Below are 229 nucleotides of genomic sequence, written 5' to 3' on the forward strand. Positions count from 1 at the left end.
GTCCAGAAGGGAACGACCACGAGCGAAACCAGCAGCAGCCGACGTTTCGGGCTGGCCTTGACGGCCAGATAATAGGCGACTGGATAAGCAACCAGCAGGCAGGCTGCCGCCCCGATCGGCGCGAGGATCAGCGTGTTGACGAAGGCCGCCGAGCGCGCGCCCAAATTGGCGAACTGCGCGAAGGTGAACGCCGCCTGATAGCCGCCCTCGGGTGCCCGCTCGCCGAAGG

General features: G+C 66.4%; 1 pseudogene. It reads right to left on the bottom strand.

What is annotated here, in order from left to right:
- Positions 1-229: pseudogene (locus SB772_RS46270) on the bottom strand (putrescine ABC transporter permease PotH); the annotation flags it as partial.

The organism is Paraburkholderia sp. SIMBA_030 (genome assembly GCF_046535245.1).
Classification (GTDB): Bacteria; Pseudomonadota; Gammaproteobacteria; order Burkholderiales; family Burkholderiaceae; genus Paraburkholderia.